This is a genomic window from Micromonospora foliorum, assembly GCF_022229015.1.
Lineage (GTDB): Bacteria > Actinomycetota > Actinomycetes > Mycobacteriales > Micromonosporaceae > Micromonospora > Micromonospora foliorum.
The window spans coordinates 1-21,541 of record NZ_JAKKFF010000221.1; the positions used below are offsets into that span (position 1 = coordinate 1).

The following is a 21,541-nucleotide window of genomic DNA, read 5'->3' on the forward strand; positions in this document are numbered from 1 at the left end:
GCTTGTCTTTTTTTTTGATCATACTGACACCAACGTAAGCTACGTTCTTTCCCGACACGCCGCTCTTCCGGTCTCAGCCCACGCCGGGCCAGCCCACGCCGGGCCAGCCCACGCCGGGCCAGCCCCTCAAAGCCACGGGCTGGTGAACCCCGCCCGCCCTGGCTGGAAGCGCCGCGGTCGAGAATGGGCGTGCGCGTACAGTCGGGCGGTGGAGCGTACTGAATCGATGCTGGCGCAGACCCGACCGCCTGGCGTGGCCGACGTCGATCCCGGCAGTGTGTTGTTGCCCGGCCACGACGTGCCGTTGGGCCGTTACACCACGGTGCGGCGGCTGCTTCCGCAGCGGGCCCGCCGGATGGTTGGCGCGTGGTGTTTCGTGGACCATTTCGGCCCGGACGACGTGGCGCAGCGGCCCGGTATGGAGGTGCCGCCGCACCCGCACACCGGGCTGCAGACGGTGACCTGGCTGCTCGACGGTGAGATCCTGCACCGGGACAGCCTCGGCAACGTGCAGCCGATCGTGCCCGGCCAGCTGAACGTGATGACCTCCGGGAACGGTATCGCCCACTCGGAGCGGTCGCCGGCCACCCACCCGCCGGTGATGCACGGCGTGCAGCTCTGGGTGGCGCTGCCGGACCCGGCGCGGGCCGGAGCGGCCGACTTCGCGCACCACGCCGACCTGCCGCGCTGGCGGGACGGCGATCTGGACGTCACCCTGCTGGTCGGTGAGTTCGCCGGGGAGCGGTCACCGGCGGTGGTGCACACCCCGCTGGTGGGGGTGCAGCTGGAGCTGCGCGGCGAGGCGCCGGCGACGATGTCGTTGCGGCCCGATTTCGAGTACGCCGTGCTGGCGATGTCCGGGTCCGCGGAGGCGGCCGGGGTGGGGTTCGAGCCGGGGGCGCTGCTGTATCTGGGCTCGGGCCGCCGGGAGCTGACCGTGCGGGGCGGGGCCGGGGCCCGGTTGCTGCTGCTGGGCGGTACGCCGTTCGAGGAGCCGTTGGTGATGTGGTGGAACTTCGTCGGCCGGTCGCACGAGGAGGTCGCCGCCGCCCGGGAGGACTGGATGGCCGGCGACGGGCGCTTCGGTGTGGTCGCCGACGATTCGGCGCCGCCGCTGCCGGCGCCCGCCCTGCCCACCACGCGCCTGAAGGCCCGGGACCGCACCGGCGGCCTGCACGGGTGACGGGCACGCGCGGCCGGTGTGTGACCCCCGGTGGCGCGGGTAGTCGCCGGCATGGCGACCAGTTTGATCACTCCGGTGGAGGACCGTAAACGTCTGGCGCGCCGGCTCGCCGGTGGTGGGCGGGGCTTCGCGGAGCAGTACGGGTTCCGGGTGACCAACAACCCGGCGAGCCTGTTCCAGGTGCTCTACCTGTCGGTGCTGCTGGCCCGTCGTGGTGACTTCCGGCGGGCGTTGGACGGGGCGCGGGCGTTGCGGGACGAGGGGTGGGACAGCGCGGCCCGGCTGGCTCGTTCGCTGCACGAGGACCGGGTACGGGTGCTGCGCGCCAGCGGCCAGCGTGGTGACGTGGGCGCGGTTGCCGATGTGCTGGGTGACCTGGCTCGCACGGTGGTCGAGCGGTACCGGGGTGACCTGCGCCGGTTGCGGGCGGTGGCGCACCACGACCCGGTCCGGGAGCGGGCGCTGCTGGCCGAGCTTCCGGGCGTGGACGATCAGGTCGTCGATTTGTTTCTCCGCGAGGCGCAGGCGTTGTGGCGGGAGGTGGCCCCGGTCGCCGACCGGCGGGCGTTGGCTGCCGCGCGTCGGCTCGGGTTGGGCAGGTCGGCGGACGACCTGGCCGGCCTGGCCACCGGCGAGTCGGAGCAGCTGGCCTGGCTGGTGGGGGCGTTGGCCCGGATCGACCTGGAGCACCGGTACGCGGAGGTGACCGGTCGGCCGTGACGTGCCCTGGCCCACACTTCCCGAAATTCTGACCAAACGGAGGATGTTCTGCCGTATGGTTGGACCCGGCAGTGCTGGCCGCTCGGTTCGAGCGGACCTCCACCGCCTGGTGACCGCGACCGGTTCGGATGCGGTTCACCGCCTGGGCAGGCTTGCGTGGCGCCCTGGGTCGCGGTTCGTGACCAGGGGCGCCCGCCTGTCCCGGCCCTTCGATCGGCCCCGCCCCGTGTCACGCTCCGGGGGTCCGCGCGGCCGGCTTGAGCCCGTTCACTTTGCCAGGCCCGCCAGCAGGTTCACGGTCACGGCGATGATGAACGCGCCGAACAGGTACGACACCATCGAGTGCCGCAGCACCGTACGACGCATCTCGTTGCTGGTCAGGTTGGTGTCGGAGATCTGGAACGTCGTCCCGATGGTGAACGCGACATACGCGAAGTCGGAGTAGCGCGGCGGTTCGGGCTGGTTGAAGTTCACCCCGCCGTCCGGGCCCGTGTAGTAGATCCGGGCGTACCGGGCGGCGAACACGGTGTGCACCACGAACCAGGAGAGCACCACGCTGAGCACGCCCAGGCTGCTGTGCAGTTCCCGGGCCGTCCCAGGGGGTGCGCTCTGCGCGCTGGCCACGACCAACCCGACGGCCAGCAGGCTGGCCAGGCAGGCGACGAGCAGCAGGGCGTCCCGGATCGCCCGGTTCGGGTCCTCGTGGACGGCCAGTTGGGCGGTCCGCTCGGCGTCCATCGGCCAGATCTTGTGCCAGACCAGCACGAGCCAGCTCAGCGCGCCCACGTCCCAGCCGGCCAGCGCGGCGAGCGGCAGGGGCAGCAGCAGCGCGAAGGCGCAGCCGGAGATGACGCCGACCACCGCCACCACGGCGAGCTGCTTCGCAGCAGCCGGGAAACGCACGTACGCCGGTCGGTCGGGGCCGGTCTGGGTCATCCCGGCCGCTCCCGGGGCGAGGTGGTGGGCGTCACCGCTGGGTCAGATGCCGCGCAGGTGCTGCGAGACCCGGTTGTGCTTCTTGTCCCGGGCCTGCTCGGCCCGCTGGGCGGGGCCGACCTCGGGCGCCGCCTCGATCCCGGCCGACCGGGCCACCTCGGTCCCGTTGGCGTAGTCGACCGGCGGCAGGGCGCGCAGCGCCTTCAGCACGTCCGGCGGGGCGCCCTCCCGTTCGGCCTCGCGGACCACGTCGTCCTTCTCGGCCGGGTAGTCCAGGCTCGACAGGTACTGCAGGACGTCGGCGTAGCTCGCCATGGCGTGGGCTCCCTCGGGCATCGATGTGGTGACGACCGGCGGCGGTTACCCGCCCGCCGGCCGGTCACGCCCACCCGGCGGAGGAAACCCGGCGCCGTTTCTCCTCCTCCTCCGCGGGTACCCGCAGACGCCGACGCGAGCCCGAGGGAGTACGCGATGAACTACGACACCTTCATCGACCAGGTTTCCCAGCGCACCGCCACGTCGTCCGAGCGGGCGGTCGAGCTGACCCGGGCCGTGCTGGAGACGTTCGCCGAGCGGTTGACCGGCGGCGAGGTCCTGGACCTGGCCGCCCAGTTGCCCCAGCCATTGCAACTCGTGCTCAAACCGAGCCCGAGCACCGAGCAGGCGGACCGGTTCGGCGCGGCGGAGTTCGTCGCCCGGGTCGCGTTGCGCGCCGGTGTGCCGGAGCCCGCCGCCGAGGACGCCAGTCGGGCGGTCTTCACCACCCTGCGCGAGGCGATCACCGGCGGTGAGTTCGATGACGTGGTGACCCAGCTGCCGCGTGACTATCGGGGTCTGGTCGAGCAAGCGATGGCCCCGGGCGCGACCCTGCGCCGCGGCTGACAGCGCTTGTTCCGGGCACGCACAGCGGTTTACCAGGGCAACCATCGATGTCCCGCTTGGCGTGGCGATTCCGCCTGGCCTAACCTTGTCGTGCGAGGGGAGTACTTCCCACGAACCATTCCGGTCAGTACGGCGCGCCCGGCGTGCCTCGGGTGGTTGCCCATCAGGTGGTGGGTGAAGGAGACCTCGAACATGACGGTGTTCGAGGAGACCCCACATGAGCCACGTGTCGTATCTGTCCGCCTCCAGTGACCTGTCGTCGGTGGGCACGCCCACGCTGTGGGTGGTCACCATCGTCGGGGTCATCCTGCTGTTGGTGCTGGACTTCCTGGTCACGCGTCGCCCGCACGAGGTGTCCATGCGGGAGGCCATCGGCTGGTCGGCGTTCTACATAGCGCTGCCGCTGGCGTTCGGCGCGTGGATCTGGTCCCGCTTCGGCTCCCAGCAGGGCGTCGAATACCTGACCGGTTACCTGGTCGAAAAGTCGCTCTCGGTCGACAACCTCTTCGTCTTCATGCTGCTGTTGGCGGCGTTCGCGGTGCCGGCGGTGCTCGCCCAGCGTGTGCTGCTCTACGGCATCGCCGGCGCGCTGGTGCTGCGGGCCGTCTTCATCGCACTCGGCGCGGCGGCGTTGCAGACCCTCGACTTCGCCTTCCTGCTCTTCGCGATCATCCTGATCGCCACCGCGGTGAAGCTGCTGCGCGATGCCATGTCCGGGCATCAGCAGGAGGTCGACATCAACAACATGCGTTCGGTGAAGCTGCTGCGCAAGGTCATGCCGGTGGTCGACGACTACCACGGCACCAGGATGACCGTCCGGGAGGGCGCGAAGCGCGCGCTCACGCCGTTCGCCCTGGTGGTGGTCGCGGTGCTGGCCACCGACGTCGTCTTCGCGGTCGACTCGGTGCCGGCGGTCTACGGCATCACCGAGGACCCGTACCTGGTGTTCGCCACCAACGCGTTCGCCCTGCTCGGCCTGCGGGCGCTCTACTTCGTCCTGCACGCGGCGCTGAGCCGGCTGGTGCACCTCAGCTACGGCCTGGCCATCATCCTGGCGTTCATTGGTCTCAAGCTGGGTCTGCACTGGGCGCACGGCATCTGGGACAGCGTGCCGCAGATCCCCACCCTGGCCTCGCTCGGCGTGATCATCGGTGTGCTGGTGGTCGTCACGTTGACCAGCCTGCGCGCCACCCGGGGCGGCGACCTGCCCGAGGACCGCAAGGTCGTCGCGGACCGGCACTGACCGCGCCGCGCCGGCTGACGACGGGGTACGCGGGAAAGCTCCCGCCCCGCCCGGCGCGGGTGGTACGACTGTGCAATGGGAATCGTGTCACCGGGCTTTCAGGGTCGGCCCCGAACGCAGGAGCCGGCCCTGCCACCCGGTCAGTATCTGACCGAGGACTTTCCGGTGCTCTCGGCCGGCCCGACGCCCCGGGTGTCACTGGACACCTGGGAGTTCGTCATCTCCGCCGAGAACGGCAGCGACCACCGGTGGTCGTGGCAGGAGATGATGGCCCTGCCGCAGGAGACGCCGATGGTGGACATCCACTGCGTCACCCGCTGGTCCAAGCTCGGCACCAACTGGCAGGGTGTCTCACTGGACACGTTGCTCGCCGACGTCGACACGGGGGCGCACTTCGCGCTGGCGCACTCCTACGGCGGGTACACCACCAACCTGCCGCTGGACGACCTGCGCGGCGGCCAGGCCTGGGTGGTGCACACCTTCGACGGCGCCCCGCTGCCCGCCGAGCACGGCGGGCCGGCGCGACTGCTGGTGCCGCACCTGTACTTCTGGAAGTCCGCCAAGTGGGTGCGCGGCCTTCGGCTCAAGACGATGGACGAGCCGGGGTTCTGGGAGACCGCCGGGTACCACGACTACGGCGACCCGTGGCGCGAACAGCGGTACCAGGGTGACTGAGCGCGCCGTGGCGACGAGCACCCAGCGCCGTACGCCGAACCGTTGGCAGGTTGGCCGGCTGGTGGAGCGCCGGGTGGAGACACCGACCGCGCAGACCCTGGTGCTGGAGGTGCCGGACTGGCCGGGGCACCTGCCCGGGCAGCACGTCGACCTGCGGCTCACCGCCCCGGACGGCTACCAGGCGGCCCGGTCGTACTCCCTCGCCGGGCCGGCCGTGGACGGGCCGGGAGGCCCACGCATCGAGGTGACCGTGCAGCGGGTGCACGACGGCGAGGTGTCCCCGTACCTCATTGATGTCTTCGGGGCCGGCGACCCGGTGGAGGTCCGCGGACCGCTCGGTGGCTGGTTCATCTGGCGGCCCGAGGAGACCGCGCCGGTGCAGCTCGTCGCCGGCGGCTCCGGTGTCGTGCCGCTGATGGCGATGATCCGGGCGCGGCGGGCGGTGGGCAGCAAGGCGCCGTTCCGGCTGATCTACTCGGTGCGCACCCCCGGCGACGTGATCTACGCCGACGAGCTGCGCCGCCGGGTCCGCGACGACTTCGGGCTGGACGTCGCGTACGTCTACACCCGTGAGGCGCCCGAGGGCTGGCGCGGTGAGCCGCACCGGATCGGGCTCGCCGACGTCAACACGCACGGGTGGCCACCGGACCTGGAACCACTCACCTACGTCTGTGGCCCGACCGCGTTCGTGGAGACCGTGGCCGACCTGCTGGTGGGGCTGGGTCACCCGTCACGTCGGGTCAAGACCGAACGCTTCGGCCCCACCGGCTGACCATCCGCTCGCTCACGCAGTGTCGAGGAGATTCGATGACCGAGATGTCGTACCTGGACGGCAACATGCTCGACGGCCCGATGCGTGAGCTGTTCACCGTCGACCTGAGCAGCGCGATGGGCCGCTGTGAGAACTGCGGGACGACCGGCTCCATGGCCAGCCTGCACGTCTACTCGCACGCCCCGGGCCTCGTCGCCCGCTGCCCCTCCTGCGAGGAGGTGATGGTGCGGCTGGTGCGCGGGCCGGACCGGGCCTGGCTGGACATGCGCGGCACGACCTTCCTCCAGGTGCCGATGCCGATGGAGCAGACGTTCCCCGGCCCGCTCTGACGGAACGCTTGCCCGGCTGAGGCAACATGGCCGGATGAGCACCGGTCGATGGCATGGTGTGCCGCTCGCGGTCCGGTGCGTGGTGGCTGTCGCCGTGCTGGTCTTCGCCTACGGCACCGCGGTGCACGTGGTGCAGTTGCTCCTGCCCCAGTTCGGGCCGCAGCTCGCCCTGCCGGGGTGGCTGACGTTCTACTTCACGTCGCTGACGCTGTGGGATCCGTTGGCGGCGTTGCTGTTGGCCGCTCGTCGGATGCAGGGGCTCGTGCTGGGCTGCGCGGTGCTGGTGACGGACGCGGCCGCGAACGGGTACGCCAACTACGTGCTGGACCCGGCGGTCGGTGTCACCCCGGGCCGGATCGGGCAGGCCGTCATCACCGCCCTCGCCGTCGGTCTCGTCGCGCTCACCCCGTGGCTGGCGCCATGGTTCGCCCGGTCCGCGGTCCAGCGGCACTGACCCGGTCCGCTACCGCGTATCCCGGTCGACCTGAGCGAGGACAGCGCGCACTGCTTCGACCACGGCGGCGGGATGATCCTTGTGGATGTAGTGGCCGCTGTCGGGCACCACGACGTGGACGCCGCGTGCGAAGACCGCGGCGGTCTGGTCGGCGAGGTCACCGGAGCGCTGTCGCAGGGCCGAAGGCTTGCCGCGGGTCGCGGTCAGGATTCTCATCGGTACGTCGGGGGCGGTCGACGTCGCGCGCGCGGCGCGCACCTGCCGGGTGCAGGTGTTGGCGAGGCGGTTCTCCGCCCGAATGGTCGTGACCTGACCGAACGTGCGATAGCTGGCCCGGTACGCCTCAGTGATCAATGCCCGGATCTCCAGGTCGTCAGTGCAGCGCTCAGCGAGCGTGCGGCCCATGTTCGCCGCGATCCGATCGAAGAGCCCGATGGTCTTGAGCACCGGAATGGCGTTGAGCAGGAGATTCGATGAGACACGGAGAGCCAGTGGCACCTCTGCCGTGCTGTCCTCGTGGAACGGATCGAGCAGGACCAGGCCAAGCGTCCGGTCGGGACGGGCGAAAGCGGCTAGTTGGGCGAGCAGTCCGCCCCAGCTGTGACCAACCAGCACGGCGGGGCCGACGTCGTCCAGGAGTGCCACGAGGTCGCGCACCTGGGAGTCCAGTGTCAGCCGCGAGGTGGGGTCGCTGGCACCCAGACCGGCTCGGTCGTAGGCGATGACGCGGGACCTCTCGGCCAGCGAGGGGAGGACGACGGCCCAGTCCAGCCCCACTTCGCCGGCCCCGGAGACCAGGACGACCGGTGGCGTGGCGCTGCCGGCTGCCACCCACCGCAACTGTCGGCCGGACTCCCGGGTCAGCCGGCCACGGTCGACATCAGCTGGCACCAGTTTGGACAGCGCGACGACGACGGGGTCCTGCGACTCGGTATCCATTCGGCCTCCTCGTCACGGCGCTTCTGATCGACGTCGGCTCGGTCGGGTGTACGTGGTCCGGTCGCGAATCGAGGGGCCCTTTAGTGGCGGAGGAGATCGTAGGCCTGGGCGAAGCCGTCGGCCCACGGCGAGTCGTAGTCACGTTCCCACGCGCGATGCAGACGCTCGCGGGTCTCCGCTCGACGTAACCAGTCGCCGAGGACGCTCGGCTTCGGCTTGGCGAAGTTGAGCCTGGCGACCATCTCGGCCAGGTGACGGTCCGCCGACGAGGTGAGCGTGGCGTCCCAGACATCGAGGAATCGTTCGACGCGCTCGCCGGCCTCCTGGGCCGCGTAGAGGAAGGTCGCCGGATCGGTGAACGACCCGAGCCGCGGCAGGTGGTCCGCCAGCAACGCCCGCCACACCGCGTCGAGGTACGCGTCGACTGCCTCCTGCTCGACCCGCGGCCAGGTGCGCCACTCCTGACGGGGGAGTTTGCCCAGGACGATGGCCGGTTCCAGGTCGTCGGACCCGAGCAGGCGCTCAAGGAGTACGGGGAGGAGGGCCTTCACGTCCGCACGGCTGCCGACCGTGTTGCCGAGGCTGATGGTCAGTGAGAACAGGTCGTGCTCGTCGACCAGCACCGAGCCCCGGCAGTGCGGGCAACCGTCGAGCACCGCACGGCGCGGGTACCGGGCGAACGCGCCCCGTACGCCCGCCAGGGCCGTCGTCAGCTCGTCCTCCACCGGCCGATTCTCGCATCGACGGCTCACTGTGCGGTGCCCGCGAGCAGCCACCGCCGGACGGGGATCTCCAGCAGCACCCGCTCGCCGTCCGGGCCGACCTGCCGGCCGACGTCCCAGCCGTCGTACTTGCGCGCGAACGCCTCCACGACCGGGCTCGGGAATCCACTTCGGTGCACGTGGGCGGCGCCCTCCGCCACCACCGGAGCGTTGCCGCTCTCCAGAGCCAGGGACACCCGTGGATCGGCCACGAGGATCACAACGCCGCACGTCCCGACGACGTCTTTCACCTGCTGCGGGGCCGCGTGGGGCGCGTCGAGTCAGGCAGCAGAGGGTTCGTCGATGGCGGTAGCGGTACGTGCGGCCCGCGCGGCGCCCCAGTCGTAGAGGGCCTGCAACACCGGGGCCAGGCTGAGTCCTTCCTCGGTGAGCCGGTACTCGACATGAGGTGGTGTCGTCTCGTGGTCGTGCCGCAGGACGAGCCCGTCGACCTCCAACTCGCGCAGACGTTGGGTCAGCATCTTCTCGCTGATCCCTGGCATCCGGCGGCGCAGTTCGCCATAACGGTGTACGCCCTCCTTGAGATGGGCCAGGATCACCGGTCGCCATTTTCCGCCGACAACGTCGACAGCGAGTTCCACCGGGCAGTGGTATCGCTTGGGCATCGCGGCCTCCCTCGGCACGTACCAAATGGTGCGTACTTGATCATCCTCGCTGCGGGTGTTGAGCTGTAGGCATGGTGATCGAGTACATCAGGTACCGCGTCCCGCAGGAACGGCTGGATGGTTTCGAGGCGGCGTACGAGCGGGCCGCTGTCGCGTTACGCGCCGCGCCGCAGTGTGTGGCCTACGAGTTGAGCCACTGCCTGGACGACCCCGCCTGCTACCTGCTGCGCATCACCTGGACATCGGCGGACGAGCACCTGAAAGGGTTTCGGGGTGGGCCGGTGTTCGGGCAGTTCTTCGCCGCGATCAAGCCGTACGTCGAGGACATCCAGGAGATGCGGCACTACGCCCGAACGTCGGTTGCCGGCAGTGGTGGCGCTGCGCCGCCGAGCCTGTACGAGTGGGCTGGCGGCACCGACGCGTTCATGAGGCTCTGCGATGCCTTCTACCGCCTGGTCCGCTCCGACGACCTGCTCGCGCCGATGTTCGCGCAGATGGACCCCGACCACGCCCGGCATGTAGCGGTCTGGCTTGCCGAGGTCTTCGGCGGACCGGACACCTACACGATGGAGCACGGCGGCTACCGCCACATGCCCGGCCAGCATTTGGGCAGGGCGATCAGCGAGGCGCAGCGCCGGCGGTGGGTCAACGTGATGATGGACGCCGCCGACGAGGTCGGCCTGCCCGACGATCCGGAGTTTCGCGCCGCCTTCACGAGCTACCTCGAGTGGGGCACCCGGTTGGCGGTGGGCAATTCCCAACCGGACGCGGACCCGATCCGGCAGGCACCGGTCCCGCGCTGGGGCTGGGGTGTGGCCCCGCCCTACCGGGGATGAACCGCAACCCGTCAACCGGCCTCGCCCTGCGCCAGCACCGCCGCGGCGTATCTCACCGTGTGACCCGAAACTCGGGTGCGGTCGACCTGGCGCAGGCCTAGGCTCCGGCTCCGACGGCTGGCACGGCGTCAGGTCCGATGGGAGATGAGCGCAGCGATGACCGCACACCTGTTCGCGATCAGCTTCGACGCGAGCGAGCCACTGCGGCTCGCGCAGTTCTGGTCCGGGCTCCTGGGGCGGGAGATCGCCGACGATCCCCACGACGGCGTCCTACTGCTACCCGCCGACGACAACGCGTACCACATCCGCTTCACTCCGAACCAGCAGCCGAAGGTCGTCCAGAATCGGATGCACTTCGATCTGACCAGCAGTTCGCTGGAGGACCAGCGGCAGACGGTGGCCAGGGCACTGGAACTCGGTGCGCGGCACAGCGACATCGGGCAGGGCCCGGAGATCGATCACGTGGTGCTCGCCGACCCCGAGGGCAACGAGTTCGACGTCATCGCACCGGGCAACAACTTCCTCGCCGGCTGCGGCTTCGTCGGTGCGCTGGCCTGCGACGGGTCGCAGCAGGTCGGCTATTTCTGGAGTGCGGCGCTGGGCTGGCCGCTGGTCTGGGACCAGGACGAGGAGACCGCGATCCAGTCGCCGCGCGGCGGCACGAAGATCAGCTGGGGTGGCCCACCGCTGATGCCGAATGGCGGCAGGGATCGGGTGCGTTTCGACCTCGCCCCGCCTGTCGACGGCGATTGGCAGGTCGAGGTCGCCCGTCTGCTCTCGCTCGGGGCGACGCGGGTCGGCACCGACCAGGACGGGGCAGGCCGACTGGTGCTGGCCGACCCCGATGGTCAGGAGTTCAGCCTGCTGACGTCCCGTTAGCCCAGCGTCAGTCGAAGATGGACACCCGGGTGCGGTGGTGCCGAGGGGTGTCGATCTCGTCGATCACCGCGACGGCGAGATCGGCGTACGACAACGTCGATGACCCGAACGCGGTCACGGTGTCCCCGCCGAGTCGGTACCGGCCCCGCCGTGGGGCCGCCGGGTCCAGCATCGCCGGCGGGGTGAGCATGAGCCAGTCGACGGTGGTGTCCGCCGCGCGGAGCCGGTCCAGGCCGGCGGTGTGCGACAGGGCGAAGGGGCGCAGGTGGCTGGGGAACGCCGCGGGGTCGTCCAGGATCAGGCGGCCGTGCTCGTCCTGAAGGTTGGCGAACAGGCCGATGAGGACGAGCCGACCCACTCCGGCCTCGGCCATGCCGTGCAGGAGCGCGTCGGCGGCGTTGACGAAGAACTGGTCGTCGAGGTGGTCGAGGGCGGCGAGGGCCTCGGGGCTTGACGCGGGGGTGACGGCGCTGACGACGGCCACGTGGCCTCGGGCGATCGCGAATGTCGAGCGCGAGTCGGTGACGTCACCCCGGACCACCGAGATGCCGTCCGCCGTGATGTCGCCTGCCGTGCGCGGATCCCGAACGACGGCGGTGACCCGATGGCCACGGTCGCGCGCCTCGGCGGTGATGGCCCGTCCCGCTCTGCCGCCTGCTCCGAAGATGGCGATGCTGCTCATAAGCTTGTCCCCCGTCCGGCGGTCTTCCTCGACGTCAGGGACGGTATCCACGAGATACTGGTTACTGCAAAGATACTGGGATGACGGATCTCGATGCCGAGATGTTCGATCCGATTTGCCCGTCGGGCGCCCTGCCGTTCCAGATCGGCGACAAGTGGACCGGGATGGTCGTGCTCTGCCTGGAAGGCGGCCCGCGTCGGTTCACCGAGATCCGGGTGCCGCTTCGCGCGGTCACGCCCAAGGTTCTGACGCAGACCCTGCGGGCGATGGAGCGGGACGGCCTGGTGGTGCGGACGGCCTATCCGGAGAATCCGCCCCGCGTCGAGTACGAACTCACCCCGCTGGGGCGCAGTCTGTTGACCCTCATCGAGGCGGCGCGCGCCTGGAGCAGGGATCACCTCGCCGCGCTGCTCGCGGCCCGGGAGGCACACGCGGCACCTGGTTGGACAGCGGCGGCACCGGTCGGTCAGAGTGATCCGCCGTGAGATACCTGCGTACCGGTGGCCCCGCCGCGATCCGCCGGCCCCGGCCCACCGACTCCGACGAGTTCATCGCCGCCGTCCGGCGCAGTCGGGACCTGCACCACCCGTGGCTGGCCGCGCCGGCCACCAAAGAGGAGTACGACAGCTACCTCCGCAAGATTCGCCGTCGGGACGGCGCCGGCTACCTGATCTGCGACCGGGCCAGCGGCGAGATCGCCGGCTACGTGAACATCAGCGGGATCGTGCTCGGTGCGCTGCGCGGCGGCTACCTCGGGTACGCGGCGTTCCTGCCGTACAGCGGGACCGGGCACGCCTCGGCGGGCGTCGCCCTGGTGATCGACCATGCGTTCACCTCGGTCGGGTTGCACCGGCTGGAGGCGAACATCCAGCCGGGCAACGAGCCGTCCCGGCGGGTGGCCCGCAAGCTCGGCTTCCGGTTGGAGGGTTTCTCCCCGGACTACCTGTTCATCGACGGCGCCTGGCGCGACCACGAACGGTGGGCGATCACCGCGCCAACCCCCGCCTGACCGTCGACCCGGCCGACCGCCGGAGCGTCGCTGCGGGAGCGGGCCGGTCTCCGGCGGCGCGGTAAGGGAACTTTCACCCGGACCGGGTGATGACGCTCCGTACCCTGTTTCCTACGGTGGGTGTCATGGCTGCCGTGCGCGCGACCCCTGCCAACCCCATCCCCGGCCTGTCCGTCGCGGATACGGACAGCGCCGACCAGCGGGCCATCCCGCCCGAGTTGGGCCCCAACTCCCTGGCGGTGCTCAGCGGGCCCACGTTCCTGTACTCCAACGCGTGCGGGGACGTGCCGACGGGCAGTATCGGTGGGCTCGTCCACCTGGACACCCGCCTGATCAGCGGTTGGACCCTGACCGTCAACGGCGGCGAGCTGTTGCTGCTGCGCGCCGAGACCATCGACCACTATTCGGCGCAGTACGTGCTCACCAACCCGGAACTGCCCGGGCTGCCGCCGAACAGTCTGGGCCTGCGGCGGCTGCGCTACGTCGGCGACGGGTTTCACGAGCGCGTGGAGCTGGTCTCCTTCCGGCTGGAGCCGGTCCGGGTGGAGCTGCGGCTGGCCGTCGCCGCCGACTTCGCCGACCTGTTCGAGGTCAAGTCGAGGGTCCGGGACCGCTCCGCCGAGATCAGCCGGGACCACGCCGCCGACGGGTCCGAGCTGTGCTTCTCCTACCAGCGCGGTGACTTCTCCGCCCAGACCCGGGTGTGCTGCGCGACGCCGGCCGACCGTATCGAGGGCGACGACCTGATCTGGGAGCTGGACCTGGGCCCCCGCGAGGAGTGGCAGGTCGACCTGCACGTGCCCCTGCCGCCCGGCATGGGGGTGGTGGAGCCGGTCCGGGGCGACATCGCCGACGTCATCCACGGCCGGGCCGACGACCCGCTGCGCCGGTGGCTTGAGGACCGGGCGGTGCTGCACAGTGACAACGCGGCGTTGGAGCGCACCGTGCGCCAGTCCCGCAACGACCTGGCGGCACTGCGGCTCGACCTGGAGGTCAAGGGCCAGCGGATTCTGCTGCCCGGTGCCGGACTGCCCTGGTTCCTCGCCGTGTTCGGCCGGGACACCCTGATCACCGCGTACCAGACGCTTGTCGCCGGGCCGGCGCTGGCGAAGGGCACGTTGCTCGCCCTGGCCCGGTTGCAGGGTGAGACGTGCGACGACTTCACCGACGAGGAGCCCGGCAAGATCCTGCACGAGGTGCGCAGCGGTGAGTTGACCCGCAGTGGCGAGAAGCCGTTCGGGCCGTACTACGGCACCGCCGACGCCACCCAACTCTGGCTGATCCTGCTCTCCGAGTACTGGCGCTGGACCGGCGACGACGAGACCGTCCGGCACCTGCGGGACAACGCGCTGGCCGCGTTGCGCTGGATCGACGAGTACGGCGACCGGGACGGTGACGGCTACGTCGAGTACGCGACCCGCTCGCCCGAAGGGCTGGGCAACCAGTGCTGGCGGGACTCCCCGGACGGCGTCTGCTTCGCCGACGGCAGGATGCCCGTGCTCCCGCTGGCCACCTCTGACCTGCAGGGCTACACCTACGACGCGAAGCTGCGACTGGCCGAGTTGTTCGACGGGCTGTTGGACAACCCCACGTTGGCGCGCCGGTTGCGCGACGAGGCCAACACCCTGTACGAGCGGTTCAACCAGGACTTCTGGATCGAGGAACGGGGCGGCTACTACGCGGTTGCCCTGGACGGCGACAAGAATCGGGTCGACTCCAAGACCTCGAACATGGGTCACCTGCTGTGGAGCGGAATCGTCCCGCCGGAGCGGGCCGACGCGGTGGTGCGCCAACTCATGTCGCCGGACATGTTCTCCGGTTGGGGCATCCGCACGCTGTCCCGGGAGGAGCGGCTCTACAACGCCCTCGGCTACCACCTGGGCACGGTCTGGCCGCACGACAACTCGATCGCCGCGCTCGGCCTGGCCCGGTACGGCTACCGGGCCGAGTCGAACCGGATCAGCCTGGCGATGATCGAGGCGGCCGACCAGTTCGGTTACCGGCTGCCGGAGGCGCTCAGCGGTTTCGACCGGGAACGACTGCTCTTCGCCGTGCCGTTCCCGACCGCGTGCAGCCCGCAGGCGTGGGCGGCCGGCACGCCGCTGGCCCTGATCCGCGCCATGCTCGGCGTCAACCCGGTCAACGGCCGGTTGGTCCTCGATCCGGACGTCCCGGAGGAACTGGGCCGGATCGCCGCCGAACGGGTGCGGGCGTTCGGCCAACAGTGGGAGTTGGAGGCGATCGGCCGCAGCGGCCACGTCCGGCTTCAGCCGACCTGAGCGTGGGTGGCGCGTCGGACGTTTGTCAGGGCCTTCGACGGGAAACGGCGCGCAATGACGAAACCTCGTGTGGTGATCGTGGGGGCCGGGTTCGCCGGTTACCACGCGGCGAAGACGTTGAGCCGGATCGCCCGGGACCGGGCCGAGATCGTGGTGCTGAACTCCACCGACTACTTCCTGTACCTGCCGCTGCTGCCCGAGGTGGCGGCCGGGGTGGTCGAGCCCAAACGGATCGCCGTGCCGCTGACCGGGACGCTCAAGGGCGTCCGGGTGGTGGTCGGCGAGGCGGACCACGTCGACCTGCAGAACCGCTGGGTCGGTTTCACCCAGGCCGAGGGGGAGAAGAACCGGCTGGCGTACGACCGGCTGGTGCTCGCCGTGGGCAGCGTCAACAAGCTGCTGCCCATTCCGGGGGTGACCGAGTACGCGCACGGCTTCCGCGGCCTGCCCGAGGCCGTCTACCTGCACGATCACATCGTCCGGCAGATCGAGTTGGCCGAGCAGGCCGAGGACCCGGCCGAGCAGCAGGCCCGGTCCACGTTCGTGGTGGTCGGGGCGGGCTACACCGGCACCGAGGTCGCGGCGCACGGGCAGCTGTTCACCGACGCGCTGCACGCCCAGCGGCCCCGGCTCACCGTCCGGCCCCGCTGGATGCTGCTCGACGTGGCACCCCGGGTGCTGCCGGAGTTGGACAAGCGGATGTCGGACACCTCGCACAAGGTGCTCAACAAGCGTGGGGTGGACGTGCGGATGGGCACCTCGGTGGCCGAGGCGACCTGCGACGGGGTGAAGCTCACCGACGGTGAGTACATACCGACCTGCACCCTGGTGTGGTGTGTGGGGGTGCGCCCCGACCCGTTCGTCAACGAGCTGGGCCTGCGGACCGACCGGGGTCGACTGGTCACCGACGAGTTCCTCAACGTGCCCGGCTACCCGGAGGTGTTCGCGTGCGGTGACGCCGCCGCCGTGCCCGACCTGGTCAACCCGGGCAAGGTGTGCGGGATGACCGCCCAGCACGCGCAGCGGCAGGGCAAGCGCGCGGCGTACAACATCGCCGCGTCGTACGGTTTCGGCCGGCGTAAGCCGTACAAGCACCACGACCTGGGTTGGGTCGTCGACTTGGGTGGCAAGGACGCGGCGGCGAACCCGTTGCAGGTCAACCTGGCCGGGTTGCCGGCCAAGGCGGTCACCCGGGCGTACCACCTGATGGCGATGCCGGGAAACCGCACGCGGGTCAGTGCCGACTGGGCGTTGGACGCCGCGTTGACCCGGTCGGCGGTCCAGTTGGGGCTGGTGCCGGCGAACGCGGTGCCGTTGGAGAGCACCACACCCGAGGTCGCGAGCCGGTCCCGCTGAGCAGGCCCCGACCCGGTCGTCGCGGAGCGGGCCGGTGGGTGGCACCGGCCCGCTCCGGTGCCGGTCAGTCGGTGGAGCCGGCCGTCCGCGCGGCCGGACCGGCTGGCGGGGCGGGTCGGAGCCGGCGCGGGCCGTACTCGCGCAGCAGGGTCTGGACGATGCCGGCGGCGGGGATGGCCAGCAGCGCGCCGAGCAGACCGGCCAGCTCCGCCGCGAGCAGCACGCTGATCAGCACGGTCAACGGGTTCAGCCGGACCGCGCGGGACAGGATGAGCGGCTGGAGCAGGTGGTTCTCCAGCTGTTGGTAGACCACGAAGAAGACCAGCACCACCACCCCGGCGGTGGGGGAGTGCAGGAAGCCGGCGCCGGCCGCGATCACCGCGCCGAGGGTCGCGCCGACCAGCGGTACCAGGTCGGCCACCGCCACCAGCAGGGCGATCACGGCCGCGAAGGGCACCCCGGTGAGGGTCAGCACCAGGTAGGTCAACGCTCCGCAGATCACGCTGATCAGCAGGTTCCCGGTGAGGTAGCCGGTGACGGTGCGCGACACCTCCCGGCCCACCCGGCGGAGCCGCTCGCCCTGACCGTCCCCGGCCGCCGCGAGCAGGCCGCGGGTGATCCGCGGCGCTTCCAACACTATGAGGTACGCGAGCACGATGACCGTGAGCAGCCCGGCGACCGATTCGACGATGCCGCGCAGCACACCGACCGCGGGTTGGCGCAGCCGGCTGCCGAGGTCGCGCAGCTGCTCGGAGTGCTCGCTGACGTAGCGTCGTGCCCCGGTGCGCTCCAGCGCCTGCCCCACCGGGCCCCGTCCGGCGCGGGCCTCCCGCAGCAGCTCGGGCGCCCGGTCGGCGAAGCGACCCAGCTCCCCGAACAGCGGCACCAGGATGACCGTGGCCAGGATCGTCAGCAGCACGAACGCGGCGAGGAACACCAGCAGCGTGGCCAGCGCCCGACGCCGGACGAGGCGGCGTTGCAGCCGGTCGACGAGGGGTTTGAGGGCGACGGCGAAGAAGGCGGCGACCACAGCCCAGACCAGCACCCGCCGGGTCGCGTACACGAAGCCCAGCGCGAGCGCGGTCGCCAGCACCAGACCGATCACGATCAGGGTTCGGCGGCCGGTCTGCCGGTCGTCGGTGTTGCTCATCCGGCGGGCCTTCCCCGCGCGCGGCGTCGGAAACCCGGCATTGCGGGCACAACGGCGATCAGTGGCGGGAGTTGTCGTCCGCGTCGGTGACGGGGTGGGCTCCGGCGACGAACGTGTCGAGCGCGGCGGCGTGCAGCAGCCCGCCGGGCAACGGGTCGCGCAGGGCGGCCACCGCCAGCCGGGCCACCGGCAGCCCGCCGGGACGGGAGGTCGCGGCCAGCACGAGGTTGCCGTACCGGCGGCCGCGCAGCATCCGCCGGTCGCCGACCACGCAGACGTCGGCGAAGACCGCCCGCAACGTGGCCACCTGCACCCGGGTGCCCACCAGTGGCGGCAGGTCCGTGACGTTGACCAGGTACAAACCGTTGGGGCGCAGGACGCGGGCCACCTCGGCGGCGAACTCGACGGTGCGGACGTGCCGGGGCATCCGGGCCGCCCGGTAGATGTCGGCGATCACCAGGTCGTACCCGCCGTCGGGGGTGGCGGTGAGGGCGTCCCGGGCGTCGGCGACCTCCACCCGCACCTCCGGCGGCAGCGGCGGCAACTCCCGGGCCACCAGCTCGACCACCGCCGCGTCCCGCTCGACGACCCGCTGCGGGGAGCCGGGCCGGGTGGCGGCCAGCCAGCGGGGCAACGTCAACGCGCCACCACCCAGGTGCAGGACGCTCAGCGGGGCGCCGGCCGGCGCCGTCAGCTCCACCGCCGAGGCGATCCGCCGGACGTACTCGAAGTGCAGGTGGCGCGGATCCTCGACATCCACGTACGACTGCTCGACGCCGGCGGACAGTAGTGTCCGCCCGGTCCGGCGGACCGGGTCGGCGACCAGTTCCAACCGGTCGGCGGCGCGGTTCATATCGGGCACGCTAGCCGAGCCCAAGGTCCGTCCGGTCGGTGGCCCGGCACGCCGGACGGGCCGGCGGAGCGGGGTAAACCCCGGTCCGCCGGCCCGCCGTTGTCGCGGTGGCCGTCAGCCGCCGGCCATCCCGGCACCCACCTCGTCGATCGCGTCGTCGATCTGGCGGGCCAGGTCCACGTCGAGCGCGGTGACCCCGTTGGCCTGGTTGGTCCGCACGGTCAACACGGCGGCGGTGTCTCCCGGACGCCCGATGCTCGGGCCACGGCCGTTGTCCTGGCGCAGCCGGTCCAACCGGGCGAGCACCCGGTCCAGGTTGTCGGGCGGCAGCGCGACCACCCGGTAGAGCCCCTGGCTGTCGCCGGCCCAGTAGGGCAGGTCGTCCAGCGCCGCGCTGATCTCGTCGGCGTCCAGGGTGGGTGTGGTGGTGGAGGCGCCCACGAGGCCGCCGCCGGCCTCCGGCGGGTTCAGCAGGTCGCGCAACCCGTCGGGTACGTGCAACGACTCGATCAGGTCGCCGTCCTGCTCGGCGAGCGCGGCGATCGTCGCCTCCGCCTGGTACCGGGCCTGCTCCGGGGTGTTGCCGCTGATCCGGCCCACCTCGGCCAGGAAGCCGGGCAGGTCCCGGTGCCGCTCGATGCCGTCGACCGGCAGCACGTCGTGCAGCGACGACGGCACCGCGGTGAGCAGCCGCTGCCGCTCGGCGGCGTCCAGGGCGAACGCGAGGACCAGCACGGTCGCCTCGGTGCCCACCTTGGCCGTCTTGAAGTCGACCCCGGCGCGACGCCGGACCTCGTCGACCAGGTCGTGGTAGCCCACGCTGCTCACACCGGCCGCGCCACTCGGCGGGGACGGTTGGGGCCGCGGATTATCGGCGCTACCGACCGGCGGCGGTGCCGGCCCGCCCCGGGTGCTGTCCGGTTTGCGCATTCCGGCCGCTGGTGGGCCGGCACGCTTACCCGCGTCGAGGCTCTTGAGCTGCTTGGTGGCGCTCAGGCTGGCGCCGATCTCGCTGGGCTGGCGATTCTGTTCGCGGGCCTGCCGGGCCAACGCCCGGCGCCTCTGGTTGTCGCCCTCCATCTGCTTGCGCATGGTGGCACCCCTTCCGCTGGGGATCGTGGCTGCGCCAGTCGCCTTCCCGCCGCCCCCGAGAAGGAAACGGAGGCCGCCGGCCAAGTCGGCCCGGTCTCCGCCACGCTTCATCCGGCGGGGGTGAGGGGTGCTCACCCATACGCCCCGCACGATCGGGTCAGGACCGGAGTTCTTCCGAGGTACGCGGAAGGAAGGTCGTCATGAAGGAAGTCGTCGAGATCGTCCCCGCTCGACCCGGGTGGTACGCACGCTGGCAGCTCACACCCGATGTCACCAGGTGTTACCCGGTGAGCCTGTGGGCCCTGCTGGAGGAGGCCGACGGGACGGGCCGCGAGGTGATCGGGATGGACTGCATCGGTCAGTGGCCCGGCGCGGACGACAACGAGGCGGGTGGGCAGTTCGTCCGCTACCTGTACCAGACGCCCGATTCGGGGGAGCCCGAGGACGTCGACCCGACCCCCGTCGGCGAGCTGCGTGAGGACGGCCCCCGGCTCCAGCCGATGACGGCACCCTAGACATTCCTCCGGCCCCCGACCCCAGGTCCCAGGGTCGGGGGCCATCCCCGTTCGCTACCCGGGGGTGGCCTTCGGGTCAGCCGATGGCGCGTACGTCGTCGTCGGCGTACGCCACGGCCAGCAACTCACTCAGCCCTGTGCGGTCCAGCATTCGCTGGAGCTGGGGGCTGACCCCGGTCAGTCGGATCGCCCCGGCGGTGCGGTGCACCACCAGCAGCGCGCTGAGCCCGGAGGAGTCGCAGAGGGTCACCCCGGTCAGGTCGACCAGGACCGGGGCGTCGCCGTCGCCGGGCAGCTCGCCGGCGGCGGCGATCAGCTCGGGCGCGCTGTCGTAGTCGAGCTCGCCGGTCAGCCGCATTCGGACCTGCCCGGCGGCGAGCCGGGTGGTCTCGATGGTCAACAGCTGGTCGGGCATCCCACCATTTTCCTTGTCGAGCGACAAAACGCAAAGCGGAGGGCGACGACGCGCCCCCCGTGTCCCCCGTCCGACGCCCCGTCCTGGCGGTGCCCGCCACCGGCCGTGAGATGCCGCTATCCGGGTTCGGGCGTAGGGTGGCTGGAGAGTTTTGACAGTGGACGCCGGTTCCGGCACGGGTTCGGTGAACGAGAAGGAGTGAGGCTCAGCTGGTGACTGCTTCCGACGTCAGGGACTGGGACCCGGGCGACGGACCGCTCTCCACGCCGAGCACGACACGACCCTCGGCGTGGTCCGCCGACGTTCGCCGTCCCACTGGGGCCCTGCCGCCACTGGCCCCCGACCGGGGTCCGGGCACGCCCGACTGGTTCGAGGTCGTCGAGCACTTCCGTGAGGGTCTGGTGGTCTGCGACGCCGACGGCGTGGTGCGGCACATCAGCCCGGTGGCCGAGCGGTTGCTGCCCGAGGTGACGCCCGGCGAGCTGCTCAGCGCAACCGGTGTGCCCGGCCTGAGCGAGGGCGTTCCCGGCGGCTTCACCCACCACGGGCGCCGGCTCACCGCCCGCCAGGTGCCGCTCTCCGGCGCGCGCTGCTGCTGGTACGTCGAGGACGTCACCGACAGCGTCAGCCGCGCCGACGCGCTGCTCGCCGAACGGGCGCGCTCGGCGTTCCTGGCCGTGGTCGGCGACAAGCTGGGCAACCCCTTGCACCCCGACCGGGCCGCCGCCGCGGTCGTTCGACTCGCGGTGCCGACCCTGGCCGAGGTGGCGGTGCTGGTGCTCGCCCCGCGCGGCGGTCGCGCCCGCTGGTGGCGGGCCTCGCGCACGGACGACGAGGTGCCGACGGTGGACAGCGGCGTGCTGGTCGGCGGCGAGTTGCCGACCGCGATCGCCGACGGGGTGACCGGGGCCGAGGCACACGCGGGGGGCTGGCTGGTCGAGCAGGCGGTCGACGC

General features: G+C 71.3%; 26 protein-coding genes and 1 pseudogene. 16 read left to right on the plus strand and 11 right to left on the minus strand.

Annotated features, from left to right (window positions below):
- Positions 1-208: 208 nt before the first annotated feature.
- Together PSH25_RS16985 and PSH25_RS16990 are read left to right on the plus strand one after the other, a co-directional pair.
- A complete protein-coding gene (locus PSH25_RS16985; protein ID WP_238660008.1) occupies positions 209-1,183 on the plus strand; it encodes a pirin family protein in 975 nt (324 codons plus the stop codon).
- A 51-nt stretch (positions 1,184-1,234) separates the two neighbouring features.
- Complete coding sequence (locus tag PSH25_RS16990; RefSeq protein WP_238660009.1) at positions 1,235-1,903, plus strand: hypothetical protein; 669 nt, start codon at positions 1,235-1,237, stop codon at positions 1,901-1,903.
- A gap of 267 nt (positions 1,904-2,170) precedes the next feature.
- Here PSH25_RS16990 and PSH25_RS16995 read toward each other — a convergent pair whose 3' ends face one another.
- The gene (locus PSH25_RS16995; protein WP_238660010.1) at positions 2,171-2,839 is read right to left on the minus strand and encodes a DUF1345 domain-containing protein; all 669 of its coding nucleotides are present in this window, start codon (positions 2,837-2,839) and stop codon (positions 2,171-2,173) included.
- A gap of 42 nt (positions 2,840-2,881) precedes the next feature.
- The gene (locus PSH25_RS17000; RefSeq protein WP_030332551.1) at positions 2,882-3,154 is read right to left on the minus strand and encodes a DUF2795 domain-containing protein; all 273 of its coding nucleotides are present in this window, start codon (positions 3,152-3,154) and stop codon (positions 2,882-2,884) included.
- A gap of 156 nt (positions 3,155-3,310) precedes the next feature.
- Here PSH25_RS17000 and PSH25_RS17005 point away from each other — a divergent pair, with 156 nt between their 5' ends.
- From PSH25_RS17005 to PSH25_RS17030, 6 genes are all read left to right on the plus strand, one after another.
- Complete coding sequence (locus PSH25_RS17005; protein ID WP_238660011.1) at positions 3,311-3,721, plus strand: DUF2267 domain-containing protein; 411 nt, start codon at positions 3,311-3,313, stop codon at positions 3,719-3,721.
- A gap of 217 nt (positions 3,722-3,938) precedes the next feature.
- Positions 3,939-4,964, plus strand: coding sequence for a TerC/Alx family metal homeostasis membrane protein (locus PSH25_RS17010; protein WP_238660012.1), 1,026 nt, complete (start codon positions 3,939-3,941; stop codon positions 4,962-4,964).
- A gap of 75 nt (positions 4,965-5,039) precedes the next feature.
- On the plus strand, positions 5,040-5,639 hold the full coding sequence (locus PSH25_RS17015; RefSeq protein WP_238660013.1) for a sulfite oxidase-like oxidoreductase: 600 nt from the start codon (positions 5,040-5,042) through the stop codon (positions 5,637-5,639).
- 7 nt (positions 5,640-5,646) lie between these two features.
- Positions 5,647-6,411, plus strand: a complete 765-nt coding sequence (locus PSH25_RS17020) for a ferredoxin reductase (RefSeq protein ID WP_238660031.1) — start codon at positions 5,647-5,649, stop codon at positions 6,409-6,411.
- Between the two features lie 35 nt (positions 6,412-6,446).
- Complete coding sequence (locus PSH25_RS17025; RefSeq protein ID WP_196922747.1) at positions 6,447-6,740, plus strand: DUF6510 family protein; 294 nt, start codon at positions 6,447-6,449, stop codon at positions 6,738-6,740.
- Positions 6,741-6,774: 34 nt separating this feature from the next.
- Positions 6,775-7,194 (plus strand): hypothetical protein, encoded by a 420-nt coding sequence (locus PSH25_RS17030; protein ID WP_238660014.1) that lies wholly within the window; start codon positions 6,775-6,777, stop codon positions 7,192-7,194.
- 9 nt (positions 7,195-7,203) lie between these two features.
- On the opposite strand, the gene PSH25_RS17035 is transcribed toward PSH25_RS17030, so the two are convergent.
- The 4 genes from PSH25_RS17035 to PSH25_RS17050 form a co-directional block, all read right to left on the minus strand.
- A complete protein-coding gene (locus tag PSH25_RS17035) occupies positions 7,204-8,133 on the minus strand; it encodes an alpha/beta hydrolase (protein WP_238660015.1) in 930 nt (309 codons plus the stop codon).
- Positions 8,134-8,213: 80 nt separating this feature from the next.
- Positions 8,214-8,858: a hypothetical protein gene (locus PSH25_RS17040; protein ID WP_238660016.1), complete on the minus strand. Its 645-nt coding sequence runs from the start codon at positions 8,856-8,858 to the stop codon at positions 8,214-8,216.
- Between the two features lie 23 nt (positions 8,859-8,881).
- Entirely contained in the window at positions 8,882-9,091 is a 210-nt protein-coding gene (locus PSH25_RS17045) for a hypothetical protein (RefSeq protein WP_238660017.1), read from the minus strand.
- 84 nt (positions 9,092-9,175) lie between these two features.
- Complete coding sequence (locus PSH25_RS17050) at positions 9,176-9,520, minus strand: winged helix-turn-helix transcriptional regulator (RefSeq protein ID WP_238660018.1); 345 nt, start codon at positions 9,518-9,520, stop codon at positions 9,176-9,178.
- 71 nt (positions 9,521-9,591) lie between these two features.
- On the opposite strand from PSH25_RS17050, the gene PSH25_RS17055 reads away from it, so the two are divergent.
- The gene (locus PSH25_RS17055; protein ID WP_238660019.1) at positions 9,592-10,356 is read left to right on the plus strand and encodes a group II truncated hemoglobin; all 765 of its coding nucleotides are present in this window, start codon (positions 9,592-9,594) and stop codon (positions 10,354-10,356) included.
- 156 nt (positions 10,357-10,512) lie between these two features.
- A complete protein-coding gene (locus tag PSH25_RS17060; protein WP_238660020.1) occupies positions 10,513-11,235 on the plus strand; it encodes a VOC family protein in 723 nt (240 codons plus the stop codon).
- Positions 11,236-11,242: 7 nt separating this feature from the next.
- Here PSH25_RS17060 and PSH25_RS17065 read toward each other — a convergent pair whose 3' ends face one another.
- Positions 11,243-11,917 (minus strand): NAD(P)-dependent oxidoreductase, encoded by a 675-nt coding sequence (locus PSH25_RS17065; RefSeq protein WP_238660021.1) that lies wholly within the window; start codon positions 11,915-11,917, stop codon positions 11,243-11,245.
- Between the two features lie 80 nt (positions 11,918-11,997).
- Here PSH25_RS17065 and PSH25_RS17070 point away from each other — a divergent pair, with 80 nt between their 5' ends.
- From PSH25_RS17070 to PSH25_RS17085, 4 genes are all read left to right on the plus strand, one after another.
- A complete protein-coding gene (locus PSH25_RS17070) occupies positions 11,998-12,402 on the plus strand; it encodes a winged helix-turn-helix transcriptional regulator (protein WP_238660022.1) in 405 nt (134 codons plus the stop codon).
- A complete protein-coding gene (locus PSH25_RS17075) occupies positions 12,399-12,926 on the plus strand; it encodes a GNAT family N-acetyltransferase (protein WP_238660023.1) in 528 nt (175 codons plus the stop codon). Before PSH25_RS17070 ends, PSH25_RS17075 begins: the two co-directional genes overlap by 4 nt.
- 125 nt (positions 12,927-13,051) lie before the next feature.
- Positions 13,052-15,205, plus strand: coding sequence for an amylo-alpha-1,6-glucosidase (locus PSH25_RS17080; RefSeq protein ID WP_238660024.1), 2,154 nt, complete (start codon positions 13,052-13,054; stop codon positions 15,203-15,205).
- 54 nt (positions 15,206-15,259) lie between these two features.
- Complete coding sequence (locus tag PSH25_RS17085; RefSeq protein ID WP_238660025.1) at positions 15,260-16,561, plus strand: NAD(P)/FAD-dependent oxidoreductase; 1,302 nt, start codon at positions 15,260-15,262, stop codon at positions 16,559-16,561.
- A gap of 64 nt (positions 16,562-16,625) precedes the next feature.
- Here the strand turns inward: PSH25_RS17085 and PSH25_RS17090 are convergent, their stop codons facing one another.
- From PSH25_RS17090 to PSH25_RS17100, 3 genes are all read right to left on the minus strand, one after another.
- Positions 16,626-17,711, minus strand: coding sequence for an AI-2E family transporter (locus PSH25_RS17090; RefSeq protein ID WP_238660026.1), 1,086 nt, complete (start codon positions 17,709-17,711; stop codon positions 16,626-16,628).
- A 58-nt stretch (positions 17,712-17,769) separates the two neighbouring features.
- On the minus strand, positions 17,770-18,564 hold the full coding sequence (locus PSH25_RS17095; RefSeq protein WP_238660027.1) for a spermidine synthase: 795 nt from the start codon (positions 18,562-18,564) through the stop codon (positions 17,770-17,772).
- A gap of 114 nt (positions 18,565-18,678) precedes the next feature.
- Positions 18,679-19,656 (minus strand): DUF2267 domain-containing protein, encoded by a 978-nt coding sequence (locus PSH25_RS17100; RefSeq protein WP_238660028.1) that lies wholly within the window; start codon positions 19,654-19,656, stop codon positions 18,679-18,681.
- 200 nt (positions 19,657-19,856) lie between these two features.
- On the opposite strand from PSH25_RS17100, the gene PSH25_RS17105 reads away from it, so the two are divergent.
- On the plus strand, positions 19,857-20,171 hold the full coding sequence (locus PSH25_RS17105) for a hypothetical protein (RefSeq protein WP_238660029.1): 315 nt from the start codon (positions 19,857-19,859) through the stop codon (positions 20,169-20,171).
- A gap of 76 nt (positions 20,172-20,247) precedes the next feature.
- Here the strand turns inward: PSH25_RS17105 and PSH25_RS17110 are convergent, their stop codons facing one another.
- Positions 20,248-20,586 carry an STAS domain-containing protein gene (locus PSH25_RS17110; RefSeq protein WP_238660030.1) on the minus strand — a complete coding sequence of 113 codons (339 nt, stop codon included), beginning with the start codon at positions 20,584-20,586 and terminating at the stop codon, positions 20,248-20,250.
- Positions 20,587-20,798: 212 nt separating this feature from the next.
- Between PSH25_RS17110 and PSH25_RS17115 the strand changes: the two are divergent.
- Positions 20,799-21,541 (plus strand): annotated as a pseudogene (locus tag PSH25_RS17115) (PP2C family protein-serine/threonine phosphatase); the annotation flags it as partial.

What these genes read in the sequence shown, in the direction of transcription:
- PSH25_RS17000 (WP_030332551.1), bottom strand. Translation starts at nt 3,154, where the DNA reads ATGGCGAGCTACGCCGACGTCCTGCAGTACCTGTCGAGCCTGGACTAC.
- PSH25_RS17030 (WP_238660014.1), top strand. Translation starts at nt 6,775, where the DNA reads ATGAGCACCGGTCGATGGCATGGTGTGCCGCTCGCGGTCCGGTGCGTG.
- PSH25_RS17065 (WP_238660021.1), bottom strand. Translation starts at nt 11,917, where the DNA reads ATGAGCAGCATCGCCATCTTCGGAGCAGGCGGCAGAGCGGGACGGGCC.
- PSH25_RS17095 (WP_238660027.1), bottom strand. Translation starts at nt 18,564, where the DNA reads ATGAACCGCGCCGCCGACCGGTTGGAACTGGTCGCCGACCCGGTCCGC.
- PSH25_RS17100 (WP_238660028.1), bottom strand. Translation starts at nt 19,656, where the DNA reads ATGCGCAAGCAGATGGAGGGCGACAACCAGAGGCGCCGGGCGTTGGCC.
- PSH25_RS16990 (WP_238660009.1), top strand. Translation starts at nt 1,235, where the DNA reads ATGGCGACCAGTTTGATCACTCCGGTGGAGGACCGTAAACGTCTGGCG.
- PSH25_RS17050 (WP_238660018.1), bottom strand. Translation starts at nt 9,520, where the DNA reads ATGCCCAAGCGATACCACTGCCCGGTGGAACTCGCTGTCGACGTTGTC.
- PSH25_RS17005 (WP_238660011.1), top strand. Translation starts at nt 3,311, where the DNA reads ATGAACTACGACACCTTCATCGACCAGGTTTCCCAGCGCACCGCCACG.
- PSH25_RS17010 (WP_238660012.1), top strand. Translation starts at nt 3,939, where the DNA reads ATGAGCCACGTGTCGTATCTGTCCGCCTCCAGTGACCTGTCGTCGGTG.
- PSH25_RS17105 (WP_238660029.1), top strand. Translation starts at nt 19,857, where the DNA reads ATGAAGGAAGTCGTCGAGATCGTCCCCGCTCGACCCGGGTGGTACGCA.
- PSH25_RS17070 (WP_238660022.1), top strand. Translation starts at nt 11,998, where the DNA reads ATGACGGATCTCGATGCCGAGATGTTCGATCCGATTTGCCCGTCGGGC.
- PSH25_RS17025 (WP_196922747.1), top strand. Translation starts at nt 6,447, where the DNA reads ATGACCGAGATGTCGTACCTGGACGGCAACATGCTCGACGGCCCGATG.
- PSH25_RS17060 (WP_238660020.1), top strand. Translation starts at nt 10,513, where the DNA reads ATGACCGCACACCTGTTCGCGATCAGCTTCGACGCGAGCGAGCCACTG.
- PSH25_RS17110 (WP_238660030.1), bottom strand. Translation starts at nt 20,586, where the DNA reads ATGCCCGACCAGCTGTTGACCATCGAGACCACCCGGCTCGCCGCCGGG.
- PSH25_RS17085 (WP_238660025.1), top strand. Translation starts at nt 15,260, where the DNA reads ATGACGAAACCTCGTGTGGTGATCGTGGGGGCCGGGTTCGCCGGTTAC.
- PSH25_RS17035 (WP_238660015.1), bottom strand. Translation starts at nt 8,133, where the DNA reads ATGGATACCGAGTCGCAGGACCCCGTCGTCGTCGCGCTGTCCAAACTG.
- PSH25_RS17080 (WP_238660024.1), top strand. Translation starts at nt 13,052, where the DNA reads ATGGCTGCCGTGCGCGCGACCCCTGCCAACCCCATCCCCGGCCTGTCC.
- PSH25_RS16995 (WP_238660010.1), bottom strand. Translation starts at nt 2,839, where the DNA reads ATGACCCAGACCGGCCCCGACCGACCGGCGTACGTGCGTTTCCCGGCT.
- PSH25_RS17055 (WP_238660019.1), top strand. Translation starts at nt 9,592, where the DNA reads ATGGTGATCGAGTACATCAGGTACCGCGTCCCGCAGGAACGGCTGGAT.
- PSH25_RS17015 (WP_238660013.1), top strand. Translation starts at nt 5,040, where the DNA reads ATGGGAATCGTGTCACCGGGCTTTCAGGGTCGGCCCCGAACGCAGGAG.
- PSH25_RS17090 (WP_238660026.1), bottom strand. Translation starts at nt 17,711, where the DNA reads ATGAGCAACACCGACGACCGGCAGACCGGCCGCCGAACCCTGATCGTG.